21 protein-coding genes are annotated in these 21,019 nt (G+C 68.9%); 16 read left to right on the forward strand and 5 right to left on the reverse strand.

Features of this window, described 5'->3' with window-relative positions; all coding sequences use genetic code 11:
- Window positions 1-137 precede the first annotated feature (137 nt).
- Window positions 138-1,448, forward strand: a complete 1,311-nt coding sequence (locus FJ887_RS06845) for an MFS transporter (protein ID WP_140955079.1) — start codon at window positions 138-140, stop codon at window positions 1,446-1,448.
- 119 nt (window positions 1,449-1,567) lie between these two features.
- Window positions 1,568-3,037: a peptide MFS transporter gene (locus FJ887_RS06850; RefSeq protein ID WP_137825277.1), complete on the forward strand. Its 1,470-nt coding sequence runs from the start codon at window positions 1,568-1,570 to the stop codon at window positions 3,035-3,037.
- Between the two features lie 92 nt (window positions 3,038-3,129).
- Here the strand turns inward: FJ887_RS06850 and FJ887_RS06855 are convergent, their stop codons facing one another.
- On the reverse strand, window positions 3,130-3,969 hold the full coding sequence (locus FJ887_RS06855) for a CPBP family intramembrane glutamic endopeptidase (RefSeq protein WP_250786186.1): 840 nt from the start codon (window positions 3,967-3,969) through the stop codon (window positions 3,130-3,132).
- A gap of 132 nt (window positions 3,970-4,101) precedes the next feature.
- Here FJ887_RS06855 and FJ887_RS06860 point away from each other — a divergent pair, with 132 nt between their 5' ends.
- Both FJ887_RS06860 and FJ887_RS06865 read left to right on the forward strand, forming a co-directional pair.
- Complete coding sequence (locus FJ887_RS06860) at window positions 4,102-5,307, forward strand: molybdopterin molybdotransferase MoeA (protein ID WP_140955077.1); 1,206 nt, start codon at window positions 4,102-4,104, stop codon at window positions 5,305-5,307.
- Between the two features lie 42 nt (window positions 5,308-5,349).
- The gene (locus tag FJ887_RS06865) at window positions 5,350-6,489 is read left to right on the forward strand and encodes a HesA/MoeB/ThiF family protein (RefSeq protein ID WP_140955076.1); all 1,140 of its coding nucleotides are present in this window, start codon (window positions 5,350-5,352) and stop codon (window positions 6,487-6,489) included.
- Window positions 6,490-6,588: 99 nt separating this feature from the next.
- Here the strand turns inward: FJ887_RS06865 and FJ887_RS06870 are convergent, their stop codons facing one another.
- Window positions 6,589-6,867: a MoaD/ThiS family protein gene (locus FJ887_RS06870; protein ID WP_250786187.1), complete on the reverse strand. Its 279-nt coding sequence runs from the start codon at window positions 6,865-6,867 to the stop codon at window positions 6,589-6,591.
- Between the two features lie 8 nt (window positions 6,868-6,875).
- Complete coding sequence (gene moaA, locus FJ887_RS06875; protein WP_137825272.1) at window positions 6,876-7,964, reverse strand: GTP 3',8-cyclase MoaA; 1,089 nt, start codon at window positions 7,962-7,964, stop codon at window positions 6,876-6,878.
- Between the two features lie 45 nt (window positions 7,965-8,009).
- Between moaA and FJ887_RS06880 the strand changes: the two genes are divergently transcribed.
- The 12 genes from FJ887_RS06880 to gluQRS all read left to right on the forward strand — a co-directional run bounded on the left by FJ887_RS06880 (window position 8,010) and on the right by gluQRS (window position 18,789).
- A complete protein-coding gene (locus FJ887_RS06880; protein ID WP_140955074.1) occupies window positions 8,010-9,224 on the forward strand; it encodes a molybdopterin molybdotransferase MoeA in 1,215 nt (404 codons plus the stop codon).
- 35 nt (window positions 9,225-9,259) lie between these two features.
- On the forward strand, window positions 9,260-9,691 hold the full coding sequence (gene moaC, locus FJ887_RS06885) for a cyclic pyranopterin monophosphate synthase MoaC (RefSeq protein WP_250786203.1): 432 nt from the start codon (window positions 9,260-9,262) through the stop codon (window positions 9,689-9,691).
- Window positions 9,688-10,110 (forward strand): molybdenum cofactor biosynthesis protein MoaE, encoded by a 423-nt coding sequence (locus FJ887_RS06890; RefSeq protein WP_140955072.1) that lies wholly within the window; start codon window positions 9,688-9,690, stop codon window positions 10,108-10,110. The genes moaC and FJ887_RS06890 overlap by 4 nt, the downstream gene beginning before the upstream one ends.
- Complete coding sequence (locus FJ887_RS06895; RefSeq protein WP_137825268.1) at window positions 10,107-10,508, forward strand: TOBE domain-containing protein; 402 nt, start codon at window positions 10,107-10,109, stop codon at window positions 10,506-10,508. Before FJ887_RS06890 ends, FJ887_RS06895 begins: the two co-directional genes overlap by 4 nt.
- A gap of 99 nt (window positions 10,509-10,607) precedes the next feature.
- Entirely contained in the window at window positions 10,608-12,359 is a 1,752-nt protein-coding gene (locus FJ887_RS06900; protein ID WP_140955071.1) for an ABC transporter permease, read from the forward strand.
- A gap of 64 nt (window positions 12,360-12,423) precedes the next feature.
- A complete protein-coding gene (locus FJ887_RS06905) occupies window positions 12,424-14,118 on the forward strand; it encodes an AMP-binding protein (protein WP_140955070.1) in 1,695 nt (564 codons plus the stop codon).
- A 110-nt stretch (window positions 14,119-14,228) separates the two neighbouring features.
- Complete coding sequence (locus tag FJ887_RS06910) at window positions 14,229-14,957, forward strand: amino acid ABC transporter ATP-binding protein (protein ID WP_211979286.1); 729 nt, start codon at window positions 14,229-14,231, stop codon at window positions 14,955-14,957.
- A gap of 48 nt (window positions 14,958-15,005) precedes the next feature.
- Complete coding sequence (locus FJ887_RS06915) at window positions 15,006-15,902, forward strand: glutamate ABC transporter substrate-binding protein (RefSeq protein ID WP_140955069.1); 897 nt, start codon at window positions 15,006-15,008, stop codon at window positions 15,900-15,902.
- A gap of 92 nt (window positions 15,903-15,994) precedes the next feature.
- Window positions 15,995-16,657 carry an amino acid ABC transporter permease gene (locus FJ887_RS06920; RefSeq protein WP_140955068.1) on the forward strand — a complete coding sequence of 221 codons (663 nt, stop codon included), beginning with the start codon at window positions 15,995-15,997 and terminating at the stop codon, window positions 16,655-16,657.
- Window positions 16,654-17,496 (forward strand): amino acid ABC transporter permease, encoded by an 843-nt coding sequence (locus FJ887_RS06925; RefSeq protein ID WP_137825481.1) that lies wholly within the window; start codon window positions 16,654-16,656, stop codon window positions 17,494-17,496. The genes FJ887_RS06920 and FJ887_RS06925 overlap by 4 nt, the downstream gene beginning before the upstream one ends.
- Window positions 17,497-17,527: 31 nt before the next feature.
- A complete protein-coding gene (locus tag FJ887_RS06930; RefSeq protein WP_137825482.1) occupies window positions 17,528-17,845 on the forward strand; it encodes a GNAT family N-acetyltransferase in 318 nt (105 codons plus the stop codon).
- On the forward strand, window positions 17,842-18,789 hold the full coding sequence (gene gluQRS / locus FJ887_RS06935) for a tRNA glutamyl-Q(34) synthetase GluQRS (RefSeq protein WP_140955067.1): 948 nt from the start codon (window positions 17,842-17,844) through the stop codon (window positions 18,787-18,789). The genes FJ887_RS06930 and gluQRS overlap by 4 nt, the downstream gene beginning before the upstream one ends.
- Before the next feature lie 62 nt (window positions 18,790-18,851).
- On the opposite strand, the gene FJ887_RS06940 is transcribed toward gluQRS, so the two are convergent.
- Both FJ887_RS06940 and FJ887_RS06945 read right to left on the reverse strand, forming a co-directional pair.
- Window positions 18,852-20,066, reverse strand: coding sequence for a glycosyltransferase (locus tag FJ887_RS06940; protein WP_140955066.1), 1,215 nt, complete (start codon window positions 20,064-20,066; stop codon window positions 18,852-18,854).
- A 3-nt stretch (window positions 20,067-20,069) separates the two neighbouring features.
- Entirely contained in the window at window positions 20,070-20,981 is a 912-nt protein-coding gene (locus tag FJ887_RS06945; protein ID WP_250786188.1) for a DMT family transporter, read from the reverse strand.
- Window positions 20,982-21,019 lie beyond the last annotated feature (38 nt).

Raw genomic sequence — 21,019 nt, forward strand, 5'->3', positions numbered from 1 at the left:
CGGTCGGCGACGGTCGCTTGCGGGTAGGCTGGGAGCTCAGTTCCCAGCAAGTCGATGTGCATCTACCGAGTGCAGAGCAGTTCACCACGGCGGCACCGAATCCTCGCGGTCACCCGCGGGCAGAAACGAAGAGCGCCATGCCACATCCCGAACCGACGAATTCGCACACCGACCCCGCGGACGCGGCGACGGCTCCGGATGCGACCCCCGTCGCGGCCGAGCCGGGCCTGCTGCGCGCCGTCGGCCTCAGCTATTTCCCCATCGCCTTCCTCGCCCGCATGCCCTATGCGATGGTCGTCGTCGGCGTCCTCACGCTCGTCGTCGCCGGTCGCGATTCGCTGAGCCTCGGCGGTCTCAACTCCGCGATGGTCGGTCTCGGCACGGCGATCTTCGGCTCCTTCATCGGCGCCGCCGCTGACCGCTGGGGACAGCGCCCCGTTCTCCTCGTCGTCGGGGCGATCAACAGTGCGGCGCTGCTCTTCCTCGCCTGGGTCGTCTTCTCCCCGCTGCCCGACGTCGTCGTCCTCCTCGCGTCCTTCCTCATCGGGGCGAGCGCCCCGCAGGTCTCCCCGATGTCGCGCTCCCGCCTCGTCGACGTCATCCTCTCGGTGCTGCCCGGCACCCGGCAGTCGAAGGTGCTCAACGGCACGATGGCGTACGAGTCCGCCGCCGACGAAGTCGTCTTCGTCTTCGGCCCCTTCATCGTCGGCCTCCTCGCCACGTGGTTCTCACCCGTCGCCCCGATCCTCGGGGCCGTCGCCATGACGCTCATCTTCGTCACCGCCTTCGCCCTCCACCGCAGCGGTCGCATCGCGACGTCCGGCGGGGCCGCGACCGTCGTCAAGGGACCGGTGCGCGACCTCTTCACCGGTCGGATCTTCGTCGTCGTCCTCGGCGTCTTCGGCATCGGGCTCGTCTTCGGTTCGACGCTCACGGCCCTGACTTCGCTGATGAATGACCTCGGCCACCCCGAACAGGCCGGGCTCGTCTACGGCGTCCTCGGCATCGGCTCAGCGATCCTCGCGATCTCCGTCGCCCTCTTCTCCCCGCGCTTCGCCCTCTGGGCGAGGCTGCTGTGCTTCGCCCCGCTGCTGCTTGCCGGGACCATCGTGCTCGCGACCGCATCAGCGATGCCCGGAGTCGTCATCGGGCTCCTCCTCATGGGCACCGCGATCGGGCCGTCACTGGTCACCCTCTTCAGCCTCGCCGCCGAACGCAGCCCCCGCGGACGTTCGGCCACCGTGATGTCGATGGCGGGATCGGCGATCATCGTCGGGCAGTCCGTGGCCTCGGCGCTCGTCGGCATCCTCGCCGAGGTGGCCGGAACGTCCACGGCCATCGCCGTTCCGATCGGTGCCGCGGTCGTCGTCGTCCTCGCTGCGCTGCTCAACGTCCTCGTGCGCTTCCGCCAGCGGAAACGAGATGTGGTTCACACCGAGATTCCGTGATCTGGGACGCCTCTTCCCATATCGGCGAAAATGTGCTGTGTGCCATGTCGTGGGAGTAGAGTAACCCGTTGTTCGCGCTCTCACATCGCGCGACCGCACGTCACAACGGAAAGCACGATATGTCTACCAGCACCTCGACGACCGAGGTCGTCAAGAGCGATACGCGGTTCTTCGGACACCCGCTTCCGCTCTTCCAGCTCTTCAGCCTCGAACTGTGGGAGCGCTTCTCCTACTACGGCATGAACGGCATCCTCGCCCTCTACCTGTACTTCCAGGTCTCAGACGGCGGACTCGGACTCCCGCAGGCCACAGCGGTCGGGATCGTCGGCGCCTATGGCGGTGCCGTCTTCCTCGCCACGATCCTCGGCGCCTGGATCGCCGACCGCATCCTCGGTGCGGAGAAGGTCCTCTTCTACTCGGCGATCATCATCATGGCCGGCCACATCGCGCTGGCACTCGTGCCGGGATTCGGCGGTGTCGCCGCCGGCCTCATCCTCGTGGCCCTCGGTTCCGGTGGACTCAAGGCCAACGCCTCCGCGCTCGTCGGTGAGCTCTACGACGAGAAGGACCCCCGCCGCGACGCGGGCTTCACGATCTTCTACATGGGCGTTAACATCGGCGCCCTCTTCGGCCCGCTCATCACCGGACTGCTCCAGCAGAACGTCGGCTTCCACTACGGCTTCGGCGCCGCCGCCGTCGGCATGGCCCTCGGCCTCGTCATCTACGGCTCCGGCCGGAAGAAGCTGCCCGCCGAATCGCGCACCGCGGTCAACCCGCTGCCGAAGTCGAAGCTCTACCTCTTCATCGTCGCGGTCGTCGCCGTCGTCGTCCTCGCCACCGTGCTGTGGATGACCGGTCTCGTCAACCCCGAGAACCTCGACTGGTGGATCGCCGGCATCTCCGCCGCGGCCGCAGCGTGCTACTTCATCGTCATGTACACCTCGCCGCAGACGAACGCCACCGAGCGCTCCCGGGTGCTCGCGTTCATCCCGTTCTTCATCACGAGCGTCGTCTTCTGGTCGATGTACCAGCAGATCTTCGGTGTCCTCACCGTCTACTCCGACGGCAACCTCAACCGGTCGATCTTCGGGTGGGAGATGCCGATCAACTGGATCCAGCTCATCCCGGCCGCGTTCGTCATCATCTTCGCCCCGCTGTTCGCGACGATGTGGATGAAGCTCGGGCCCAAGCAGATCTCGACCCCGGTCAAGGCGGGCCTCTCGCTCGTCTTCATCGGCCTCGGCTTCCTCATGTTCCTGCCGTACGCGACTGCGCCGGCGAACTCGACGCCGCTGCTGTGGGTCTGCCTCATCCTCGCCGTCTTCGTCTTCGGCGAGCTGCTCATCTCCCCGGTCGGTCTGTCGTTCTCGACGAAGGTCGCCCCGAAGGTGTTCCAGTCGCAGATGATCGCCGTGTTCTTCCTCGCCTCCGGTGTCGGCACCGCGCTCTCGGGTGTGCTCGGCGGGTACTTCGACCCGGCGAACCAGACCCCGTACTGGACGTCGATCGGCGGCACCTCGGTCGTCCTCGGCCTGCTTGCGCTGACGCTGACGAAGCCGATGCTCAAGCTGCTCAAGGGCGTGCGCTGAGCAGCCTCTGACACCCGTCGCCGCGGGTGACCAGACCACGACAGAACCGCCCTGTCCGGAACTCTCCGGACAGGGCGGTTCTCCTGTCGGGATCAGACCCCGATGAAGATCGGCAGCGCCTGCGGGTGGTGGGCGGCGACGATCGTGAGGAAGACGATCGCATCGAAGATGAGATGGACCGTGACCGTGTAGGGCAGGGACTTCGTCTTCGTGAAGATCACCGCCTGGACGAGGGCGAAGGGAATGGTCAGCAGCGGACCGATCGACCGGTAGCCGAGCTCCCAGAGGAACGAGACGAAGATGATCGTCGTGAGCACGTTCGCCGTCCAGAAGTCGAAGTGCCGGCGCAGCAGGGCGAAGACCGTGCAGATGAAGAACAGCTCGTCCCAGAGCCCGACGGCGTTGACGCCGATGAAGAGCCTGAGGATCTCATGCCATTCGGTCACCGCCGGCCAGTTGAGGTAGACCCCGGTGCGGAAGAAGTACTGGGGGAGGACGAGCCAGGCGACCACGACGACGAAGATCAGCCACCCCCACTCGAGCTTCGACCACGGCTGACCGTGCCGGCGCGGGTAGACGATGCTCTTCTCCTTGAACCAGTACCGGGTGACGAGGAAGGGCCCGATGACGACGGCGCTGAGCACGATCCCCATCCGCAGGATGTTCGTCCACGAGATGTCGGCCTCGACGGAGATCGCGGAGATGAGCGCAAGCGCGCCGGCGATGACACTGAGATCCCGGGCGAAGCTCCTGTCCGCCGTCGTCCACGCGAGGATGAGGGACGCGGCCATCGGCGCATAGCCCCACACCTTGACGGCCCGGAACTCCGTGCCGATCCCGAAGAGGATGACCGCCGAGGCGGCGAGGAGGACCGCGGCGAGCCCCGGCTGCGAGACGACGCTCCATCTTCTCGGGTCGGTCTTCTCCTCCACGTCACCCACTCTAATCGAGGCCGGCAGGGCGCATTGGTCGAGAGCGGCGCCCACGCCCTAGGATCGACGGAGACATCTCCGACCGGACGACTCACCGCGACTCCTCCGGCCCGCCGCAGCGAAAGGACGTGCGTGGACCCCGAGGCCTATTCCCGGATCATCGCCGGACCCCTGCCGGTCGGCAGTGAGACCGTGCCCCTCGCCGAGGCGGTCGGTCGGATCCTCGCCCACGACGTCGTCGCCCGGGATCCGATCCCGGCCTTCGCCACCTCGGCGATGGACGGCTACGCCCTTGACGCCCGCGCCCTCGAACGGGCCGGCGCAGGCGCCCCCGTCACCGTGGTCGGCGACGTGCCTGCCGGTCACCGGCCGGTCGACGTCGCCCCCGGCACAGCGGTGCGCGTGATGACCGGTGCCGCCGTGCCGGATGGTGCCGCGGCCGTCATCCCCGTCGAATTCACCGATGCCGCCCGGACCGGAGACATCCCCGAGACGATCACCGTCGCCAGCCTGCCGGAGAACCTTGTCGACCGGTGGAACATCCGCGACGTCGGTGAGGACACCGCGGTCGGCGACATCGTCGTCCTCGGCGGTCAGCGCCTGGGGGCCGCGGCGATCGGGACGCTCGCGATGCTCGGGGAGACCACCGTCGAGGTGCACCGGCGGCTGCGCGTCGGGCTCATCGTCACCGGCGACGAACTCGCCGCCGCCTCGGGCGCGGAGGAGGCGAGCGCGCCGATCATCCCGAACTCGAACCTGCCGATGCTCTCAGCCGCCATCGTCACCGCCGGGGCGATCCCGCACGTGGGCACGAGCAACGACGATCCGACCGAGTTCCTCACCGTGCTCGACGGTCTCCTCCCGGACGTCGACCTCGTCATCACGACCGGTGGGATCAGCGCCGGGGCCTTCGAAGTCGTGCGGGCGAGCCTCGAGGGCACCGATTCCGAGTTCGTCCGGGTCCGCCAACGCCCCGGGGGCCCGCAGGGCCACGGGCGCCGCGGCGGCGTGCCCCTGCTCCACTTCCCGGGCACCCCGTCCGGCGCGCTGCTGTCCTTCCACCTCTTCGCGCTCTCCCTGATGTCCGGGACCGACCTCGCCGCACGCTGGCAGAAAGCCGTCTATGCCGGCCCCGAGCTCGCAGGCCACGTCAAGGGCGTGTCCTTCGTGCCGGTCACCGTCTCGGTCGACGGCACCGTCGTCCCGGCCGAACGCTCCCGGCTTCGCGACTTCGCCGGTGCCGACGCGATCCTCCGCGTGCCCACTGCCCCGGCGGCGATCACTGCAGGCGACCTCGTCGAGGTCCTCGCCCTGCCGGCGGCCGGCCTCGAGAGGTAGGGGGCGCGCACGCGTGCGCGCACCGGACCTAGACTGAGAGCCATGGACCTCGCCCGCTACACCCGCCAGATCCGTCTCCGCGGATTCGGCGCCCAGGCTCAGGAGAGACTGCTCGCCTCCCATGTCGTCGTCATCGGCGCCGGTGGCCTCGGAGCGCCCGTGCTCACCTATCTCGCCGCCGCCGGGGTCGGCACCATCAGCGTCATCGACCCCGACGTCGTCGAACTGAGCAACCTCCACCGGCAGTTCCTCCACGCCGAGGAGGAGGTCGGCAACCGCAAGGTCGACTCCGCGGCCCGGCGGCTGGCCGGTCTCAACTCCGACATCGAGATCATCACGCACCCGGTGCTGCTCACCGCCGACAACGCCGAGGAGCTGCTGACCGGGGCCGACATCGTCGTCGACGGCAGTGACAACTTCGAGACCCGCTACCTCGTCAACGACGCGTGCGAGATGCTCGGGATCCCCCTCGTGTGGGGCACGATCCTCGGCTTCGACGGGCAGCTCGCCGTCTTCGACGCCCGCACCGGGTCGACGCTGCGCGACCTCTATCCCGAGATGCCCGCGCCGGGGTCCGTGCCCAACTGTGCGACCGCCGGGGTCATCGGCGCCCTGTGCGGCAGCATCGGGTCGGCGATGGCGATGGAGACGGTCAAGGTGCTCGCCAGCATCGGCACACCCCTGTTCGACGCCGTCTCGATCCACAGCAGCCTCGAGGCGAGCTGGGAGACGATCCCCGTCGCCCGGGACCCCGAGCGCCGGCCGGTGACGAGTCTCGAGGCCCACCGTTCCGGCGGTGTCCATGGAGCAGCCGGTGACCTCTCCGGAGCCACCGCGGCGAACGCGCCCGCCGACGAGGCCATCCCGGTCATCACGTGGGATGACCTCACCGCGGACGACGTGCTCGTCGACATCAGGGACGACGACGAGGTGGCGGCGGGCAGCGTCGCCGGAGCCGCCCACATTCCCATGGAGCGTCTCCTCGCCGAGCCCGAGCTGCTCACGGCGGCCGCAGGCGCGGCGGTGGTGGGGGAGTCCGCACGGTTCGCCCTCTACTGCCGGTCAGGGGTGCGCTCGGCCCGGACGGTCAGCGCTCTGCGCCGGGCGGGGATCGACGCCGTGTCGATCTCCGGCGGCTACCTCGCCCACCTCTCCCGCGGCGGCATCGACGCCGCGTCCTGACCGGCGGTCACGCTCCCACTCTCCGGCAGGTGTTCACGCCCGGCGGTCCCACGCCGACGGCGTTCCCATTCCGGCGGGCGGACCCGCGCTCTGTCCCGCTCAGCCTCCCGCGAAGGGCGGGAGGACGTCGACGGTGTCCCCGGCGGCCAAGGGCGCCTGCCGGTCGGTGCGCGCCCGGGCGTTGACGAGGAAGCTCGACCGCTCAAGGACGGTGACCGCCTCGGTGTCGGCCCCGGCGGTGAGGACGGAGATGAGCTCGCCGAGGGTGGCCGCCTCGGCGGTGGACTGCTTCGTGCCGAACGCCTCCCGGGCGGCGGCGAAGAAGCGCACGGTCACGGTCGCGGGTGCGGCGGCATGCGAGTCTGCGGTGGTCGACACGGTCTCTCTCATCCTCCGATGGCGCTCATCGGTCGCTGCGGCTGGGTGAAGTCGGCGGAGTCCATGCCGTGCCCGGCGAGCTTCGCCCAGTGCGCGCCCTTCCACAGGTTCGCGATCTCCTCATCAGTGGCACCCGAGCGCAGTGCGGCGAGCAGATCGACCTCGGTGCGGGAGAACAGGCACGTGCGCACCCTGCCCTCGGCGGTCAGTCGGGTGCGGGTGCAGTCGGCGCAGAACGGACGCGTGACCGAGGCGATGATGCCGACGTCGCCGAGGTCGGTGTCCGGATCCTCCCGGCTCGCGACCCGGAACTTCTCCGCCGGCGCCCCACCGCGCGGGGCCTCGTCGGGTGTGAGGACGAATCGGGGTGCCAGCAGTGCGAAGACGTCAGCGGCGGTGATCATCGTGCCGCGGTCCCACGAGTGCCCCGCATCGAGGGGCATCTGCTCGATGAACCGCAGCGACAGCCCGTGGTCGAGGCACCACTGGAGGAGGTCGGGCGCCTGAGCGTCGTTGACTCCCGGCAGGAGCACGGCGTTGATCTTCACCGGGTCGAGACCGGCCTCCTGTGCCCCCCGGACTCCGTCGAGGACGCGCTGGAGGAACGGACGCCGGGTGATCGCGGCGAACGTGTCCGCATCGACCGTGTCGAGGGAGACGTTGATCCGGTCGAGACCGGCCTCCTTGAGCTTCGCCGCGCGCTTGTCGAGACCGATCGCGTTCGTCGTCAGGGCGATGTTCGGCCGCGGTGTCAGGGCGGCGACGCCTGCGATGATGTCGGTGATGTCGTGGCGGGTCAGCGGCTCTCCGCCGGTGAACCGGATCTGGTCGACACCGAACCGCTCGACGCCGATGCGGGCGAAGCGGATGATCTCCTCTGCGCTCATCGCCGCGTCGCGGGGCATGAACTCGACACCCTCGGCGGGCATGCAGTAGCTGCAGCGCAGATTGCAGAAATCCGTCAGCGAGATCCGCAGGTCGCGCGCGCGACGCCCGAACGTGTCGAGGAGAGACTCCTCGCTGTGCGCGGTGAACGACGTGCCCGGGTCGAGAGTCGGAGTCCTCAGCACCGGGGTCGGCAGACCGATCGTCCCCATGTCCGTTCTCCTCCCTTGACGAAAGCTCTTCGCTATCATCGTCCCATGACCAGCGCCTTCACGCATCGTCGTCGGGTATTCGAGACGATCAGTCCGCTGCGCGGCGCGGCGCGCAGGCCCCTGACAGCCCTGTTCCAAGTGCCCAGGCAGCTTGCCGCCGATGTCGTCTCCGCCGTCGACGTCCCCGCGTTCGACAACTCGAGCATGGACGGCTTCGCCGTCGCCGCGCAGACCTTGACGACCGCACCGCGGGACGGGTCCCGCCTCGGCCCGCTGCCCGTCGTCGGGCAGGTCGCCGCCGGAGCCCGGGGCGCTGCCGTGGACCCCGGCACCGTCGTCGAGATCATGACCGGGGCCCCGGTGCCCGAGGGTGCGGACACGATCATCCCCATCGAGGCCACCGAACCGGGCACCTTCGGGGCGGCGGAGATCACCGTTGACGCCGCACCCGCAGCGGGCGCGTTCGTCCGCTCCCGCGGCAGCGACGTCACCGCCGGGACCACCGTCCTGCGCGCCGGTGCGCTCCTCACCCCCGCCCGCCTCGGCGTCGCCGCCGCCTGCGGAGTCGTCGACCTCGAGGTCGTCACCCTCCCGCGCATCCTCGTCCTCAGCACCGGAGACGAGATCGCCGGGGACGCCGACGCCGGCATCGAAGACGCCAACGGCATCACCCTGAACGCGAGCCTCACCCGCCTCGGTGCGGAGGTGACCCGGCTGCGGGTGCCCGACGACCCGGAGGAGCTGCTGCGTCGAGTGCGCGACGTCGACACCGACCTCGTCGTATCGACCGGCGGCATCTCGAAGGGCGCCCGCGAGGTCGTCAAGCTCGCCGCGGACCGAGACCCGGCCGCGGACATGCTCTTCGAACCCATCGCGATGCAGCCGGGCGGACCGCAGGGTGTGGGCAGGCTCGCCGGTCACCCGTGGGTGGCCCTGCCGGGCAACCCCGTGAGCGCCCTCATCAGCTATGAGCTCTTCATCCGCCCGGCCCTCCTCGGCATCGATCCCGGCACTGACGCCCGCCCCGTCGGCTTCCACCGGCTTGCCGCCGACCTCGACGAGACCCCGCCCCGCGGCAAACTCCAGGTGCGGCGGGCGATCGTCGACGACGACGGCATCACCCTCGTCGGCGGCTCCCGGTCGCATCTGCTCCACAGCTACGCCGAGAGCACCCACCTCGTCTTCATCCCGCCCACCGATGACCCTGACGACCCGTTCGCGGGCGCGGGGGATAGGCTGAGAACGTGGACAATCGCGTGAGCCTCACACACCTCGACGAGACCGGAGCCGCCCGGATGGTCGACGTCGGCGACAAGAGCACCACCCGGCGGCGGGCCGTGGCCACGGCCACGATCACGACGACCCCGGAGGTCATCGCCCTCATCGCCGAGGCGGGCCTGCCCAAGGGCGACGCCCTGCCGGTGGCGCGCATCGCCGCGGTGATGGGCGCCAAGCGCACGAGCGACCTCATCCCGCTCTGCCATCCGCTGCCCCTGACCGGCGTCGACGTCGACTTCATCCTCACCGACTCCGCCGTCACGGTGACCGCGGCCGTGAAGACGGTCTCGGTGACCGGTGTCGAGATGGAGGCCCTGACCGCGGTCTCCGTCGCCGCGCTGACGATCTTCGACATGATCAAGGCCGTCGACAACCGCGCGGTCATCGGCGACATCAAGGTGCTCGAGAAGACCGGCGGCAAGAGCGGGGACTGGAGTCGGGAGTCATGACCGTCATCACCACCGGCATCACCGAGTCCCCGATCAGCGTGACCGAACTCGAACCCGAGGTCGTCACCGCCGAATGCGGGGCCGCCGTGACCTTCTCCGGAATCATCCGCGACCACGATTCGGGCCGCGGTGTCACCCGGCTCGTCTACGAATCCCACCCGCTGGCGCCCGCGCACATCGCCGAGGTGGCCGCCGACGTGGCCGCGCGGCATCCCGCGGTCCGCCTCTCCGTCGTCCATCGGGTCGGAGAGCTGTCCGTCGGCGACGTGGCGCTGGCCGCCGTCGTCGCCTCACCGCACCGCCGTGAGTCGTTCGCCGCGTGCGGCGAGCTCGTCGATGAGGTCAAGGAGAAGGTGGCGATCTGGAAGCACCAGTTCTTCACCGACGGCGACGACGAATGGGTGGGAGCGCTCGAATGACTCAGCTGCGCATCAGCGAGGCCGCCCGGTTCCTCGGCGTCAGCGACGACACCATCCGCCGCTGGATCAGCGACGGCCGACTCGCTCAGCACAAGGACGCCTCGAACCGGTCCGTCGTCGACGGCGCCGAACTCGCCGTGCTCGCCCAGGACGGCGCCGGATCCCTCGAAGACCCGACGCACGTGCGCAGCTCGGCGCGCAACCGCTTCACCGGTCTCGTCACCGACGTCGTCATCGACGGGGTGATGGCGCAGGTCAGCCTCCAGTGCGGACCGTTCCGGGTCGTGTCCCTGATGTCCGCCGAGGCGTGCCGTCAGCTCGAACTCGAACCCGGCAGCCTCGCCACCGCGGCCGTCAAGGCGACGATGGTGTGGATCGACACCGCCGGCGGCGACTGACCCGAACCAGTCTCAGATGCTGACGCAGATGGCATGAAACTCCGCATCTGCGGGTGATAATGGGTGGATGATCTGTGATTCCACACCGGGAGACCGTCCGTGACGGGACGTGTCCGGAGGCATGCGACGGCGCCGAGGTGGCTGTGGATTCCCGCTGTCCTCGCCGTCGCGTTCCTCCTCGTCCCCATCATCGGGATGGTCACCCGCATCGACCTCGGCCACCTCGGCGAGGTCATCGCGGCCCCCGAGTCCCAGCTGGCGATGGGACTGTCCCTGCTCACGTCGACGATCTCCGCGTTCGTCAGCGTCGTTCTCGGCTTCCCGCTCGGGTATCTTCTCGCCACGACGACGTTCCATGGGCAGCGGCTCGTGCGCACCCTCATCCTCCTCCCGCTCGTCCTGCCGCCGGTCGTCAGCGGTCTCGCGCTCCTCTACACGTGGGGGCGCTCGGCATATCTCGGGTCCCTGCTCACCGAGGCCGGTCTCGGGCTCGCGTACACGACGGCGGCCGTCGTCGTCGCTCAGATCTTCGTCTCCCTCCCGTTCATGGTGATGTCGGTCGAGACCGCGGTCGCCGCGCGCGGGCAGCGCTATGAGATCGCCGCCGCCGAACTCGGGGCGACGCCGATGCGGGTGTTCTTCACGGTCACCCTGCCGATGCTGCGGGCGGGCATCGTCACCGGTGCCGTCCTCTGCTTCGCCCGGTCCCTCGGCGAGTTCGGGGCGACCCTCACCTTCGCCGGCTCCCTGTCGGGGGTGACCCGGACGATGCCGCTGCAGATCTACCTCGTCCGCGAGTCCGATCCGCAGTCGGCGATCGCCCTCTCCCTGCTCCTCGTCGTCACCGCCCTCATCATCATCGTCCTCGCCTACCGCTCGCCCCACGCCCCCCGCCTGCGCCGCTTCGCCCCGCGCGCCTCGACTCCCGGCGCGTCCGGTGCCGCCATCGCGCGCACGGGCGCACCCGCCTCCGCGCCGGCGGATACCGAAGTCGCGGCTCCGCTGGCGGCTCAGGGGGAGTCCCTCGCCGTTCACAGCAGCGCCGGCGACGGTGTCCGCGACAGTGTCGGCGCCGGGCGACTGAGCCTGAGCGCCCGGCTGCCCGCGCGCGGACTCGACGTCGCCCTCGACGTGCCTGCCGGGCAGACGACAGCACTCATCGGCCGCAACGGGGCCGGGAAGTCGAGCCTCTTCCAGATCATCACCGGCGCCCTGCCCGCCGAGTCCGGCGCGCTGCGCCTCGGCGACCGCACGATCTTCGACATCGACGCCGGACAGTGGCCGCCCATCCACGCCCGCGGGGTCGTCCACCTCGCCCAGAACCCGCTGCTCTTCCCGCACCTCAGCGTCCTCGACAACGTCGCGTTCGGACTCCGCGCCCACGGGCACCGGAGCGCCGACGCCCGCGCCGCCGCGCAGGCGATGCTCGACCGCCTCGGCGTCGGCTACTGCAGCGACCGCCGCCCCGAGGAGGTCTCCGGCGGGCAGGGAGCGCGCATCGCCCTCGCGCGGGCGCTCGTCATCGACCCCACGCTCCTCCTCCTCGACGAACCCCTCGCCGCCCTCGACGTCGACGTCAAGCTGAGCACGCGCGCCGTCCTCGCCGACGTGCTGCGCGGACGCAGCGCCCTGCTCATCACCCATGACGCCGCCGACGTCGCGGCCCTGAGCCGCGGACTCGTCCTCATCGACGCCGGTCGTGCGCGCGTCGTCGAGGCCGACGGCGTCGCCGGGCCCGGGATCGACGACGACTTCGTCCGCAGCTTCCGCGCCACCACCCGCACCCGCCTCGGCGGGGAGGCCGACGAGCGGGAGACCCCGGCCTTTGCGAGTCGGAGCGAACCGGAATAGTGTGAAGACGATCACAACGCACGCTGTCAGTGAACGCTGACGGGATACGAAGGGCGACAACGACGTGGCTGACCTCTCCTACTCCTCCGGCCCGTCGACCGAACCCCTGCGCGGGGAGACGATCCCGGCGAACTTCCGGCGCACTGCCGCCGCCCACCCGGACGCGATCGCCCTCATCGACCGCGGCTCCGACCGGCGCTGGACGTATGCCGAGTTCGACGCCGACACCGATGCGCTGGCCGCGGCCCTGATCGAGCGCGGCCTCGGCAAGGGCGACCGCATCGGGATCTGGGCGCAGAACGTCGGGGAATGGGCCCTCGTCCAATACGCGACGGCGAAGATCGGGGCGATCCTCGTCAACGTCAACCCCGCCTACCGCGCTCACGAACTCGAATTCGTCGTGGGCCAGTCGGGGATGACGATGCTCATCTCGCAGATCGCCGCCCCGCCCCATTCGGACTTCCACGCCCTGGCCACCGAGGTGGCCGCCTCGGTGCCGGGACTCGATCTCGTCTTCCTCGACACCGTCCCGGACGACCTGACCGGGACGGCGACGATCGGGGAGCGCGAATCGTTCGCCCGCCTGCTGACCCAGGGACGGGAGCTGCTCGCCGACCCCGGCGCGAAGTACGCGGTGCGCCTCGAGCAGGCGGCGGCCGAACTCTCGGCCGACGATCCCATCAACATCCAGTACACCTCCGGCACGACGGGCTTCCCCAAGGGCGTGACGCTGTCCCACCACAACATCCTCAACAACGGCTACTTCATCGGCGAGCTGCTCTCGTACTCGCCCGCCGACTCCGTCGTCCTGCCCGTGCCCTACTACCACTGCTTCGGCATGGTCATCGGCAACCTCGCGGCGCTCAGCCACGGGGCCTCGGTCATCCTCCCGTCCCCGGGCTTCGACCCGGCGGCGAGCCTCACCGCCGTCGCCGAGGAGGGGGCGACCTCCCTCTACGGAGTGCCGACGATGTTCATCGCCGAACTCGGCCTGCCCGACTTCGCCGACTACGACCTGACGACCCTGCGCACCGGGGTGATGGCCGGATCCCCGTGCCCGGTCGAGGTGATGCGCCACGTCATCGACGACATGAACATGTCCGAGGTCGCCATCTGCTACGGAATGACCGAGACCTCGCCGGTGTCGACGATGACCCGCGCCGACGACTCGCTCGAGGCCCGCACGCAGACGGTGGGCCGCGTCATGCCCCACGTCGAGGTGAAGATCGTCGACCCCGTGACGGGCCAGACGATGCCCCGCGGGCAGAAGGGCGAACTCTGCACTCGCGGATACTCGGTGATGCTCGGGTACTGGGAGGAGCCGGACAAGACCGCCGAGGCAATCGATGCCGCCCGCTGGATGCACACGGGCGATCTCGCGATCATGGACGACGACGGGTACGTCGACATCTCCGGGCGGATCAAGGACATGGTCATCCGCGGGGGAGAGAACGTCTACCCGCGGGAGATCGAGGAGTTCCTCTACCAGCATCCGGCGATCAGCGACGTCCAGGTCATCGGCGTCCCCGACGAGAAGTACGGGGAGGAGCTCATGGCCTGGGTCATCCTCAAGGACGGCTTCGACACCCTCACCGCCGCCGACGTCAGGGAGTTCGCCCAGGGCCGCCTCGCCCATTTCAAGATCCCGCGGTACGTCGAGGTCCGCGACTCGTTCCCGATGACGGTGTCCGGAAAGATCCGGAAAGTCGAGTTGCGCGACGAGGGCGAGAGGATCGTTCACGCAGGCAGCACGGTGTGAATGTCGCCCAGGTCACAAGTTCATTGCAGTTGTCCTGGGAACACCTGACGTTTTTCATGTGAGCAGGTCATTCACTAAGATCAATGGTCATGAGAGTTGAATCACAACCGCTGGTCTCGATGACCGACGTCGAGAAGCACTACGGTGACTTCCACGCGCTCAAGCACATCGATCTCGACATCCACGAGGGTGAGGTCGTCGTCGTCATCGGTCCCTCCGGCTCGGGCAAATCGACCCTGTGCCGGACGATCAACCGGTTGGAGACGATCACCTCGGGATCGATCACGATCGACGGCAAGGAGCTGCCGGCCGAAGGTGCGGCACTCGCGCAGCTGCGCTCGGACGTCGGCATGGTCTTCCAGTCGTTCAACCTGTTCGCCCACAAGACGATCCTCGAGAACGTCACCCTGGGCCCGATCAAGGTGCGGAAGCTGAAGAAGGCCGACGCGGATAAGCAGGCGATGGCGCTGCTCGAACGCGTCGGGGTCGCCCACCAGGCCGACAAGTACCCCGCTCAGCTCTCGGGTGGGCAGCAGCAGCGCGTCGCGATCGCCAGGGCGCTGGCGATGAAGCCGAAGGTCATGCTCTTCGACGAACCCACCTCCGCCCTCGACCCGGAGATGATCAACGAAGTCCTCGACGTCATGGTCGAACTCGCCAAGGAGGGGATGACGATGGTCGTCGTCACTCACGAGATGGGTTTCGCCCGCAAGGCCGGCAATCGCGTGGTCTTCATGGCCGACGGGGAGATCGTCGAGGTCAACGGTCCGGAGGAGTTCTTCACGAACCCGCAGAGCGGGCGCGCGCAGGACTTCCTCTCGAAGATCCTCACGAACTGACCCACTGATGCGACCTTCTGTTCCGTTCGACACCACCAAGGAGAAACCATGAAGAAGCTCAGCGTCGCGATCGCCTCGGTCGCGGTCGGACTCCTCGCCCTCAGCGGCTGCGGGCAGGGCGGCACCCCCGACAACCCGGCCGACGGCGGTTCGCAGGCCGCGGCCCCCGAATACCCGGTCAACGAGAGCGCCGATGTCGCCGACTCGAAGACCTGGCAGGCGGCGAAGGACGCCGGTCAGCTCAAGGTCGGCGTGAAGTTCGACCAGCCCGGTCTCGGCAATGTCACCACCGGTTCCGAGGACCCGGAGGGCTTCGACATCGAGATCGCGAAGATGGTCGGCGCGCAGCTCGGCTTCGCCCCTGACCAGATCGACTTCGTCGAGACCGTCTCGGCCAACCGCGAGCCCTTCCTCCAGCAGGGCACCGTCGACATGGTCGTCGCGACCTACACGATCAACGACGAGCGCAAGCAGGTCGTCGACTTCGCCGGCCCCTACTACGTCGCCGGTCAGGACCTGCTCGTGAAGTCCGACTCCGATATCGCCGGGCCCGAGGACCTCGCCGGCAGGAAGGTCTGCTCCGTCGACGGTTCGACCCCGGCGCAGCGGATCCAGGACGAGTACAAGGACGCCGAGCTCGTCACCTACGACACGTACTCGAAGTGCGTGACCGACCTCCAGTCCGGCGCCGTCGACGCGGTGACGACCGATGACGCGATCCTGCGCGGCTACGCGGCGCAGAACGAAGGCGAACTCAAGGTCGTCGGCAAGCCCTTCAGCGAAGAGCCCTACGGAATCGGCCTGCCCAAGGACGACACGGCCCTGCGCAACGCGGTCAACGACGCCGTGCAGAAGAGCATGGACGACGGCCAGTGGACCGAGGCCTTCGAGTACACGCTCGGATCGGCTGAGGGCGTGAAGATGCCGGAGATCGACCGCTACTGACCGCTTGCCGCACCGAGGCCGCCGACCGGCTGCCTCACTGACCTGATGCGAGGGCACCGACCGGTGCCCTCGCATCGATTAAGGAACCCGGGATGGACTTTCTCGCCCTGCTCGAGCTCTTCGGCTCCGGCGTCTGGGGCACGGTCAAGCTCTTCACCGTCACCCTCGTCGGATCGCTGGTACTCGGCACGATCCTCGCCGCCATGCGGGTCTCACCGACCCCGGTGCTGCGGATCGCCGCCTCGGCGTACATCAACATCGTCCGCAACACCCCGCTGACGCTCGTGATGTTCTTCTGCGCCTTCGGACTGCCGTTCCTCGACATCCGCTTCGGCGACTCGAGTTCGTTCAACTCCTTCGTCTACGCGACGCTCGCGCTCACCGCCTACACCGCGTGCTTCGTCGCCGAGACCCTCAAGGCGGGCATCGCGACGATCCCCGTCGGCCAGGCCGAGGCCGCCCGGGCCATCGGACTGACGTTCAACCAGACCCTCACTCAGGTCATCCTGCCGCAGGCCTTCCGGACGGTCATCCCGCCGCTCGGCAACGTCATCATCGCGATGCTCAAGAACACGTCGATCGCCTCGGCGTTCAACAACCGCGAACTCATCTCCGCGATGCGCAATGCGATCGAGCTCCGCGGCGACCTCGTCATCCCGATCCTCTTCGGCACCGCCGTCGCCTACCTCATCCTCGCGCTCATCCTCGGGCGCATCTTCTCCTACCTCGAGCGGAAGCTGGTGATCCTCCGATGAGCGCACCGACAGAGGTTCTCTTCGACGCCCCGGGCCCGAAGGCCCGCCGCAACAACGTCATCCTCTCGATCGTCTCGACGATCGTGCTCGCCGGACTCATCGCATGGATCATCTGGAAGTTCGCCGACGCAGGACAGCTCGAACCCGAGAAGTGGTATCCGTTCACCTTCGCCCAGATCCAGCTCGTCCTCCTCGACGGCATGCTCGCGACCCTCAAGGTCGCCGCCGTCGCCTCGGTGCTGGCGCTGGCCGTCGGCGTCGTCTTCGCCCTCCTGCGCCTGTCGTCGAAGCGGATCATCTCCGTGCCAGCGACGATCATCCTCGAGTTCTTCCGCGGCGTGCCGGTCCTCCTCCTCATCTTCGCGACGTTCCTCCTCTTCGGGAACACGATCGGCCCGTTCTGGTCCGTCGTCATCGGCCTCACCCTCTACAACGGCATGGTGCTCGCCGAGATCATCCGCGCCGGCATCCTCGCCGTGCCGAAAGGCCAGCGGGAGGCGGCGATGGCGATCGGCCTGCGGCCGGGACAGGTGATGAGCCTCGTGCTCATGCCGCAGGCGCTGCGGGCGATGATGCCGACGATCGTCGCGCAGATCGTCGTCCTCCTCAAGGACTCGGCGCTCGGCTTCATCGTCACCTACCAGGACCTTCTCTACCAGGTCAACCTCATCGGCCGCGAGTACAATAACCTTCTGCCGACGTTCATCGTCGGTGCCGCGCTCTTCATCATCATCAACATGATCGTCGCGAGCTTCGCGCGGTGGCTCGAGAGGCGACTGCAGCGCAAGACCACCGCCGACGTCGAGGGCGAAGGGCTGACGACGGCACCGGTGCGCTGAGCAGCTCACCGACGATGAAAGGGACGTGAGGATGGAACCCGAACTCAGCGCCACCCCGGTGACGATGCGCCACAACCGTGACCGGGAGCGCTTCGAACTCTTCACCACCGACGATCCCGAGGCGTTCGTCGGGTTCCTCGCCTACCAGCGGATCGGCGACACCACGCTCGAGCTCCAGCACACGATCATCTCCGAGGACTTCTCCCGGCGCGGGTTCGCTCGCACCCTCGTCACGCACGCCCTCGATGAGATCCGGGCGAACGGGGAGACGATCGTTCCGCTGTGCACCTACGTCCAGGACTACCTGCAGCGGTTCCCGCAGTACGCCGATCTCGTCGCCGACAGGTGAGGGCGGGAGCCGGTCGGTTCGCCCCGAGCCCCAGCGGCGACCTCCACATCGGCAACATCCGCACCGGGGTGCTCGCGTACGCGCGCGCCCGGCAGCAGGGCCAGCGCTTCCTCTGGCGCGTCGAGGACCTCGACCGGGTCCGAGCCGGCGCGGCGGAGTCCCAGCGGGCGGTGTTCGCCGACCTCGGGATCGTGCCCGACGACGAACCCCTCGTGCAGTCCGCGCGCCTCGACGTCTACGCTGAGGCGATCGCCCGTCTCGATCAGGCGGGACTCGTCTACGAATGCTACTGCTCGCGCAAGGACATCCAGCAGGCTCCCTCGGCACCGCACGCCCCGCCGGGAGCGTACCCGGGCACGTGCCGAGACCTCTCCGCGGAGCGGCGGACCGAGCGGCGGGCAGCTCTTGCCGCCGCGGGCCGCAGACCGGCCCTGCGGCTGCGCTCGGAGAACCGGGAGGTCACCGTGGCCGATGCTCTCCTCGGCACGATCACGGCACCGGTCGACGACGTCGTGCTCCGGCGCGGTGACGGCGTGTTCGCGTACAACCTCACCGTCGTCGTCGACGATGCGGCCAGTGGGATCACCGAGGTGGTCCGCGGGGACGACCTCGCCTCCTCGGCGCCGCGGCAGGCCCGCCTCGCCGAACTCCTCGACCTGCCCGAGCAGGCGTGGCTGCACGTTCCCCTCGTGCTCAGCGAATCTGGGTCTCGGCTGGCCAAACGCGACGGGGCCGTGACCTACGAGCAGCTGCGCGCCCGCGGCTGGACGGTCGCCGATGTCTACGGATGGATCTGGGAGTCGCTCGGCGGATCCGACCCGACGAGCGCCACCGGAGGCAGTGCCCGCTGGCGGTCGGTCGATGATGTCATCGCCGGTCTCGACGTCGCGCGGCTCGGGTCGGAGCCGTCGGTGTTCGTCCCGCCGGCCGACGACGCGGCCTGAATCGAGGCCGCATGGACTCCGTCGACGGGCCCTGAGCGGCAGGCCGCCTCAGGCAGCCGGTATCAGGCTGCGGTGTCGATGTATCCGGCGATGACGTCGGCGTAGATCGACTCGAACGTGTCGAGCGTGTACTCGATGTCATGGGTGGCGACGACGTCGAGGGAGGCCCGGGACATCGCCTCGCGCTCCTCGGGCGTCTGCGTGCAGATGCGGGTGAAGCGATCGGCAAGGGCCTCGACGTCCCGCGGCGGGAACAGGTAGCCGTTGACGCCGTCGCGGACGAGGTGGGGCAGGGCGACGGCGTCGGCGAGGACGACGGGTTTGCGCGAGGCCAGGGCCTCGAGCGTGGCGATCGACTGGAGTTCGGCCGTCGAGGGCATGCAGAAGAACGCGCACCGGGCATAGGCGTCCATGAGCGCGGAGTCGCTGATCTTGCCGAGGACGTGGATGCGGTCGGCGATGCCGAGTTCGGCGGCGAGTGCCTTGAGCGGCTCCTCCTGATCGCCGCCGCCGACGATGTCGGCCTCGAGCCCGAGTGCCGGGTCGGTGAGCGCGACGGCGCGGACGATGTCCTCAGCGTGCTTCTCCGCCGAGAGCCGACCGACGAAGAGGACTCGCGGGGCGGCCGCCTCGGTGCCGGTCGAGGAGCCCTTCCCACCGATGGCCGGCTGCTTGAGGTGGGAGAACCGGTCGAGGTCGATGCCGCAGGAGACGGCGCGGATGGGGGAGCTGAACCCGTTCTGGGTGAGCAGGTCAGCGGCGAGCTGCGTGGGGACGGTGATGAACTCCGCGGACTGGAACTTCCGGCGCAGATCCCACCACGCCAGCGCTGTGCCGCCGTCGACGAGCGGCTTGGGCACCCGGAGGTAGGGGCGGACGTTCTCGGGCATGAAGTGGTTCGTCGCGACGACGGGGATGCCGCGCTTGTGCGATTCGGAGAACGCGTAGCGGCCGATGACGAAGTGCGCCTGCGTGTGGACGACGTCGGGCTTGAGGGTGTCGAGGAGGCGGGCGATCTCCGGTTTCGTCTCCCACGGCATGCAGATCGTCCACGTGGGGTGGAGCATCCAGCGGTGGGAGGTGAGCCGGTGGACGGTGACGCCGTTCTCCACACTCACCGACGGGGTGCCGGTCGCCGACGGGCAGGCGACGTGGACGTCATGTCCGCGGGCGGCGAGTCCCGCTGCCAGGCGTTCGGCGAACTTCGCCGCTCCGTTGACCTCGGGGGCGTAGGTCTCGCTGGGGATGAGGATGCGACGGGTCGATTGTGCGGACAGAGCTCAACTCTCCTCGGTGTCGGTCAACTGATCGGTCTGGCGGGCGTCGCGGCGTTCGTCCTCGCGATCCTTGACATCGGGATGATACCGCGACAATACAACGACCCCGAGACACGCGACCAATCCTGTGATCGTGATGACAACGACGAGCCACGGGGGAGCCGTATGGGCCTCACCGAGGACGACGGAGCCGAGGATGACCGCGGCGATGGGATCGACGACGGTGAGCCCGGCGATGACCATCTCCGGGGGGCCGGCGGCGTACGAGTTCTGCACGAACCAGGAGCCCAGGGCCGCGGCGATGACGAGGGCGGCGACGTTGAGCCACGTGACGTTCTCGATGCCGGCGCGGAGGAATTGGACGCTGACGAGGTGGGCGTTCGTCGCCACGCACGCGAAGAGCAGGCCCGCCGCGGTGATGAGGACGAGCTGCGGGGCATGGCGGAAGAAGAGCATGACGATGAGTCCGGCGGCGACGATGACGCCGGTGATCCACACGAGCGGCAGGGCATCGGCGCCGAGGTGGACCGATGTCCGCGCGGTCGTGGCCGACAGGGCGACGAAGACCGTGACGCCGACGGTGCACCACACGACGGCCTGGACGAGGCGGCGGTTGACCTTGAGTCCGCGGTACTTCACGCCGAGGAGGACGGAGACGATGAGGGAGAACGCCCCGATCGGCTGGACGACCATGACGGGGGCGAGGGCCAGCGCCAGGAAGTTCCCCAGGGTGCCGAGGCCGAGGATGAAGAGCCCGAGCAGCCATTTCCGGTTCCCCAGCAGCTCCTTGAAGTGCGCCCAGCTCAGACCGTCGTGCGAATTGTCCTGATCGGCGACGGCGTCGTGCTGGTAGAGGGCCCCGTACGCGAGGGCCACAGCTGCCAGAACGGCTAAGGCGATGGCCACAATGGTCACGTGTTCTGCTTCCGTCGGGGATGGCTCGAAAGGGTCAC

Source organism: Brevibacterium sp. XM4083 (assembly GCF_006489205.2).
Taxonomy (GTDB): Bacteria; Actinomycetota; Actinomycetes; order Actinomycetales; family Brevibacteriaceae; genus Brevibacterium.